Source organism: Tessaracoccus luoxuelianae, from assembly GCF_055326245.1.
Window position 1 is genome coordinate 1 of sequence record NZ_JBUZNO010000027.1, and the last position, 5,193, is coordinate 5,193.

At 65.7% G+C, this 5,193-nt stretch carries 6 protein-coding genes; 4 read left to right on the top strand and 2 right to left on the bottom strand.

Annotation, left to right across the window (positions count from 1 at the left end; genetic code table 11):
• Nucleotides 1–46: 46 nt before the first annotated feature.
• On the top strand, nucleotides 47–730 hold the full coding sequence (locus ACZK39_RS16710; RefSeq protein WP_197971685.1) for a uridine kinase family protein: 684 nt from the start codon (nucleotides 47–49) through the stop codon (nucleotides 728–730).
• Nucleotides 731–885: 155 nt separating this feature from the next.
• Nucleotides 886–1,182, top strand: coding sequence for a hypothetical protein (locus ACZK39_RS16715; RefSeq protein ID WP_463613972.1), 297 nt, complete (start codon nucleotides 886–888; stop codon nucleotides 1,180–1,182).
• Nucleotides 1,183–1,216: 34 nt separating this feature from the next.
• On the opposite strand, the gene ACZK39_RS16720 is transcribed toward ACZK39_RS16715, so the two are convergent.
• Both ACZK39_RS16720 and ACZK39_RS16725 read right to left on the bottom strand, forming a co-directional pair.
• Nucleotides 1,217–1,417: a hypothetical protein gene (locus tag ACZK39_RS16720; protein WP_459055580.1), complete on the bottom strand. Its 201-nt coding sequence runs from the start codon at nucleotides 1,415–1,417 to the stop codon at nucleotides 1,217–1,219.
• On the bottom strand, nucleotides 1,414–2,655 hold the full coding sequence (locus ACZK39_RS16725) for an IS256 family transposase (RefSeq protein WP_459055581.1): 1,242 nt from the start codon (nucleotides 2,653–2,655) through the stop codon (nucleotides 1,414–1,416). Before ACZK39_RS16725 ends, ACZK39_RS16720 begins: the two co-directional genes overlap by 4 nt.
• Nucleotides 2,656–2,826: 171 nt before the next feature.
• Here ACZK39_RS16725 and ACZK39_RS16730 point away from each other — a divergent pair, with 171 nt between their 5' ends.
• Together ACZK39_RS16730 and ACZK39_RS16735 are read left to right on the top strand one after the other, a co-directional pair.
• Nucleotides 2,827–3,258, top strand: a complete 432-nt coding sequence (locus tag ACZK39_RS16730; protein WP_463613973.1) for a hypothetical protein — start codon at nucleotides 2,827–2,829, stop codon at nucleotides 3,256–3,258.
• Between the two features lie 336 nt (nucleotides 3,259–3,594).
• Nucleotides 3,595–5,016 (top strand): IS1380 family transposase, encoded by a 1,422-nt coding sequence (locus tag ACZK39_RS16735; protein ID WP_459055881.1) that lies wholly within the window; start codon nucleotides 3,595–3,597, stop codon nucleotides 5,014–5,016.
• Nucleotides 5,017–5,193: the final 177 nt, after the last annotated feature.

Genomic DNA, 5,193 nt, shown 5'->3' on the forward strand with positions numbered 1-5,193 from the left:
GCGCGGCATGAGCGAGCATGGCTGCTGTCGGCAGCAGAATGGGGTCATGACCATGACCTTGCTCGAGGGTGAACCCGCTGCGGGGCCTTGGCGGGCCCTCGACACTGCCGAGCTGGTCAATCACGTTTTACAGGTGGCCGGGCAGCCGCTGGGTCGGCCGCAGATCGTTGCCGTGGACGGCAGGGGAGCCTCAGGTAAGTCGACGCTGGCTGCTGAGCTGAAGCGGGCCGTCGCCCGTTCTGCGGTCGTCCACACGGATGACCTGGCCTGGCATGAGCCGTTCTTCGCCTGGGGGCATCTGCTGCGCGACGAGATCCTGGTGACACTGCACCGTGGGGAGGGTGTGCGGTTTCAGCCGCCGGCGTGGGGGCTGCATGGACGCGAAGGCGTGATCGAGGTTGCCGCGGAGGCGGACTTGGTCGTCATCGAGGGCGTCGGCGCAAGCCAACGCGAGTTCGAGCACTTCGTTGATGCCTCGATCTGGGTGCAGTCGGACTTTCAGGAGGCCGAGCGGCGGGGGATCGCTCGCGACATGGCCGAGGGTGTGAACGGTGATCGCGAGCAGACGATCGCGTTCTGGCACGAGTGGATGGCACATGAAGTGCGGTTTCTTGCCGAGCAACGTCCGTGGGAGCGGGCCTGCCTGGTGGTTGCCGGTTCCCCAACCATCGACCTCGATGAGGGGCAGTTCGCCGTAGCGCCTGCACCTTCGAACAACCCGTGGCTCTGATGGTAGGTGCCCCCGCATCTGCCAACGCGACAGTAGCGTGCGGCCACGCTCAGTGCGGCATGAGCGCGCACTGGCAAGCCAGTCTCCCCTCGCCTGCGCGAAGTAATCCCTTGGCCTATGCGCCCAGCTCTGGCGCGGGCCTACGATCAGTGTCCATGACCACTGAGCCATGGTTCGTACTTGACGAAGAGGGTCACTCAACGGGGAGGTTCAAGCGCGAGCGTCTTGAGCAAGCGAGGCGGGCTCAGCTGACAGATCAACGGGATCTGGACGCTGCACTAACTCTGCTCGATGCCATTGGGGACTGGGTAGAGGCATGGTGCGACGGCGGCACCGAGGAAGGCCGCTACATCACCGAAGACGCACTGCGCACGTTGCAGGTGATTTGCCATCGTCTAGGCATCGCAGCGGATCTCACTTCGGACCTGGATGTGAGTGGTCAAGTCCCTTGACGTGGTGTAACCGCTGATTCTTCGGGTCGGGTGGTCAGAAGGGTGGTTGGCCGGGTTCGGGGGTGGTTGGACTGGCGCCTTCCCGCCAGCCGCTGTTGGGGTCGAGGAAGTCTTCGGGCCAGGGGGCGGGGAGACCGTGTTCGTTCCACCAGCCGGTTTCGTGGCCGGCGGCGAGGGCGCGTTGGTAGTCGGCCTGGGAGTGGCCGGGACCGTAGATGTCGCAGAGGTCGGTCATGCTGCGGGCTCCAGTTCGGGCAGGGCTGTGGAGGCGGTGTCGGTGGCGGGTTTGGTGCGGGCTCGGGTGAGGACGTCGAGGGCGAGGTAGCGGCGGCCTTCGGCCCATTCGTCGTGTTGTTCGGCCAGGACAGCGCCGACGAGGCGGGTGATGCTGTCGCGGTCGGGGAAGATCCCGACGACGTCGGTGCGGCGGCGGATCTCGCGGTTGAGGCGTTCGTTGGGGTTGTTGGACCAGATCTGGCGCCACACTTCCTTGGGGAAGCTGGTGAAGGCGAGCACATCGGCGCGGGCGGTGTCGAGGTGCGCTGCGACAGCGGGCAGTTTCCCGGTGAGGGTGTCGAGCATCTTGTCGTACTGGGCGTGGACGGCTTTGGCGTCGGGCTGGTCGTAGACCGAGTGCAGCAGGGCCTTCACGGCCCCCCAGGCGCTCTTGGGACACACGTCCATCAGGTTCGCCGCGTAGTGCGTGCGACACCGCTGCCAAGCGGCGCCGGGCAGGTTCGCGGCGATCGCGTCGACCAGCCCGGCGTGCGCGTCCGAGGTGACCAGCATCACCCCGTGGAGACCGCGGGCGACCAGGTCAGCGAAGAACGTGTTCCACGCCTGCTTCGTCTCGCTGGTGGCGACCTTGATCCCGAGGACCTCGCGGTGTCCGTCGGCGTTGACGCCGGTGGCCACGAGCACCGCGGCGTTGACAACGCGGCCGTCCTCGCGGACCTTCATCGTCAACGCGTCCGCGGCCACGAACGTGAACGGCCCCGCCTCGCCCAAGGGGCGGGTCCGGAAGGCGGTGACCTGGGTGTCGAGGTCGGCGGCCATCCGGGAGACCTGCGACTTCGACAGGCTCGTGATCCCCAGAGTCTGGACCAGCTTGTCGACCCGGCGGGTCGAGACCCCGAGCAGGTAGCAGGTCGCGACCACGCTGATCAGCGCGGCCTCGGCCCGCTTGCGGCGCTCGAGGAGCCAGTCGGGGAAGTAGCTGCCCGAACGCAGCTTCGGGATCGCCACGTCAACGGTGCCGACCCGGGTGTCGAGCTCGCGGTGCCGGTACCCGTTGCGTTGAGTCACCCGGTCCGGGGACTGCTGGCCCCACTCGGCGCCGCACACCGCGTCGGCCTCGGCCGACAGCAGGGCGTTGATCACCGTCGCGAGGAGATGACGCATCAGGTCAGGTGACGCGTCACCCAGGGCTTGGCCCAACAGGCGCGCAGGATCGACAATGTGAGGAGCGGTCATCGTGATGGTTCCTTTCGAGGTGCTGTGGAAGGTTCACTCGAAGAATCACGCGGTGGCCGTGCTCACGTCCCAGCGACATGCCGGGAAACGATCACACGAACCGCGTTACACCACTATCGGGGACGCAACTATGTGAGTGGTAGTCGTCGGCGCGCCTACACGGTGTGGGAGATGCTTCGGCCAGCCCATGAACAACTACTAGCCTACGAGCGCGATCTGCTCGCTCGCGAGCTGGAGTCCACGGGGTGGCCCGCTGTGGAGGTGGAGATCGAGTCGTTGCGAGCAGCGTGGCGGCGAGCCAACTCAGTTCAGGACTACAGCAGCGTGGGCAACCACGCAGTGCGCGTCCTTGAGGTGCTGAGCGATGTCGTGGGCGGCGATAAGGTTCCGCGGGACCGCACGAAGAACCGCCTCATGAGCTACTTGGATGACCGAGCGGGCGGCAACGCCAACGCGGACCTCAAGAAGCTCGTGGCGCATGCCTTCGACCTGGCGCATGGAGTCAAGCACGACCGCCAGCCCAATCGGTTGAAGGCAGGGTCCGCGGCTTCAGCTGCGATTCTGATAGTAAGCATGGTGCGTACGGCGTCAGAACCAAGCTAATCAACGTCGGCTTGTCTCTCCGAAGGGGTAGCGCCGAGCGGAGTGCCCACCCAATACAACGGGATCTTCCGAGCAGCGGCATGAGCGCGAGTTGCTCATGGCTCCCGAACTCTTCGTAGGTCGTGGCCCCGCCGACACTGACACAACCCCGGCTATTCCTCCCCGACGCCATACGGACGTCCTTGGTGAACCACGAGAGTGGCGAGCCTAACTCAGCCTCGATCCACCGATGGGTTGGGTGGGTTGAGCGTGCCGTGACGAACGAATGCCCTTGCTACTGGGATATTGGGACTTGTCTAGAGTCAAAAATCACCAAGTAGGAAGAGCATCCGTCAGATGCAACTCTCTCATACTCCTCACGCTGTTTCTGTCAGCTTCGATGACCCGAATCTTGTGTCGGCCGCTGGGCTGGTCCCGACGATGAGACTGGCCCAAGCTGCGGGGCTGCAGGACCTGGGCGATGCGCACTTGAGTGTCCCCACCGACAAGGGCGCCAACGCCGGCGCGAAGGTCACATCGTTGGTGGCCGGGATGGTTGCCGGAGCAGACTCCATCGATGACATGGCCCTGCTGCGCCACGGCGGCATGAAGAAGCTCTTCTCCAGCATCTATGCCCCCTCCACGTTGGGGTCGTTCCTGCGGAAGTTCACCTTCGGGCATGTCCGCCAACTCGACGCCGTCGCGTCCCGGTTCCTGGCCGCACTGACCGGGCTGACCTGGCTGCTGGGCAACCCGCAGCAGGCTTCCAGGACTCCCGGGGTCGCGTTGCTGGATGTTGATGACACCATCATCGAGGTCCACGGCCACCAGAAACAGGGCGCAGGGTTCGGCTACTCCCGGGTGCGTGGGCTCAACGCCCTGATCGCCACCTTGGCCACCGCGACCACGGCCCCGATCATCGTGGCCCAGCGGCTACGCAAAGGGGCCTGCGGGTCCCCGCGCGGGGCGAACCGGTTGATCGCCGACGCGGTGAAACAGGCCCGCCGTCTCCTGCCAGCGGGAACGCCGGTGCTGGTGCGGATGGACTCGGCCTACTGGGGTCGGCCCTCGCTCTGGGCCGCCATTCGCGGCGGGGCCAACGTGTCAGTGACCGTCAAGATGAGCCCCACCATCAAAACCGCCATCGCGACCATTGATGAGCAGGCCTGGACCACGATCAAGTACACCGACGCCATCTTCAACCCCGACACCCAACAGTGGATCTCGACCGCAGAAGTCGCCGAGGTCGCCTTCACCGCGTTCTCCTCGCAGAAGAAGGCTGAGCAGATCCCTGGACGGTTGGTGGTGCGCCGGATCCCGGACTTCAACGCCGCCACCAAGGCCGCCGCCGGGCAGGACGGACTCTTCGACACGTGGCGGTTCCACGCCTTCTTCACCACCACCGACCCGACGGTGTTCAACACCATCACGGCGGACACAACCCACCGCGGCCACGCGGTGATCGAGCAGGTCAACGCCGACCTGAAAGCCTCCGCCCTGGCTCACCTACCCTCGGGGGTGTTCACGGCCAACGCCGCCTGGCTGGTGCTGGCCGTCATGGCCTTCAACCTCACACGCGCCGCAGCCACCCTGACCGGGACTGGACTGGCAAAGGCCACCACCGCCACCATCCGCCGCACACTGATCACCGTCCCAGCCAGGATCGCATCCTCAGCCCGCCGGCTCGTGCTGCATCTACCAACAGCCTGGCCCTGGGAAGCCGCCTGGACTGACCTGTTCAACCGGGTCAACGACCCACCCGCCCCAGCAACGGCCTGACCACCCCAGCAGCCACCCCTGCGCAACCCCAAGGAACCCTGGACACCACGGACAGCAAGGTCCGATGCCCCTTCACACCCTCACACCAGAAACCCGGCACCACCAGCCAGAACCGCACGGGCACAGTCGAAAACCCGTCACGCAGCACACAGGCTCTCATCGGTCGGTGGATCGAGG

Bases quoted from the DNA above. Each gene is read 5' to 3' on its own strand.
- ACZK39_RS16710 (WP_197971685.1), top strand. From the start codon at position 47: ATGACCATGACCTTGCTCGAGGGTGAACCCGCTGCGGGGCCTTGGCGG.
- ACZK39_RS16715 (WP_463613972.1), top strand. From the start codon at position 886: ATGACCACTGAGCCATGGTTCGTACTTGACGAAGAGGGTCACTCAACG.
- ACZK39_RS16720 (WP_459055580.1), bottom strand. From the start codon at position 1,417: ATGACCGACCTCTGCGACATCTACGGTCCCGGCCACTCCCAGGCCGAC.
- ACZK39_RS16725 (WP_459055581.1), bottom strand. From the start codon at position 2,655: ATGACCGCTCCTCACATTGTCGATCCTGCGCGCCTGTTGGGCCAAGCC.
- ACZK39_RS16730 (WP_463613973.1), top strand. From the start codon at position 2,827: ATGCTTCGGCCAGCCCATGAACAACTACTAGCCTACGAGCGCGATCTG.
- ACZK39_RS16735 (WP_459055881.1), top strand. From the start codon at position 3,595: ATGCAACTCTCTCATACTCCTCACGCTGTTTCTGTCAGCTTCGATGAC.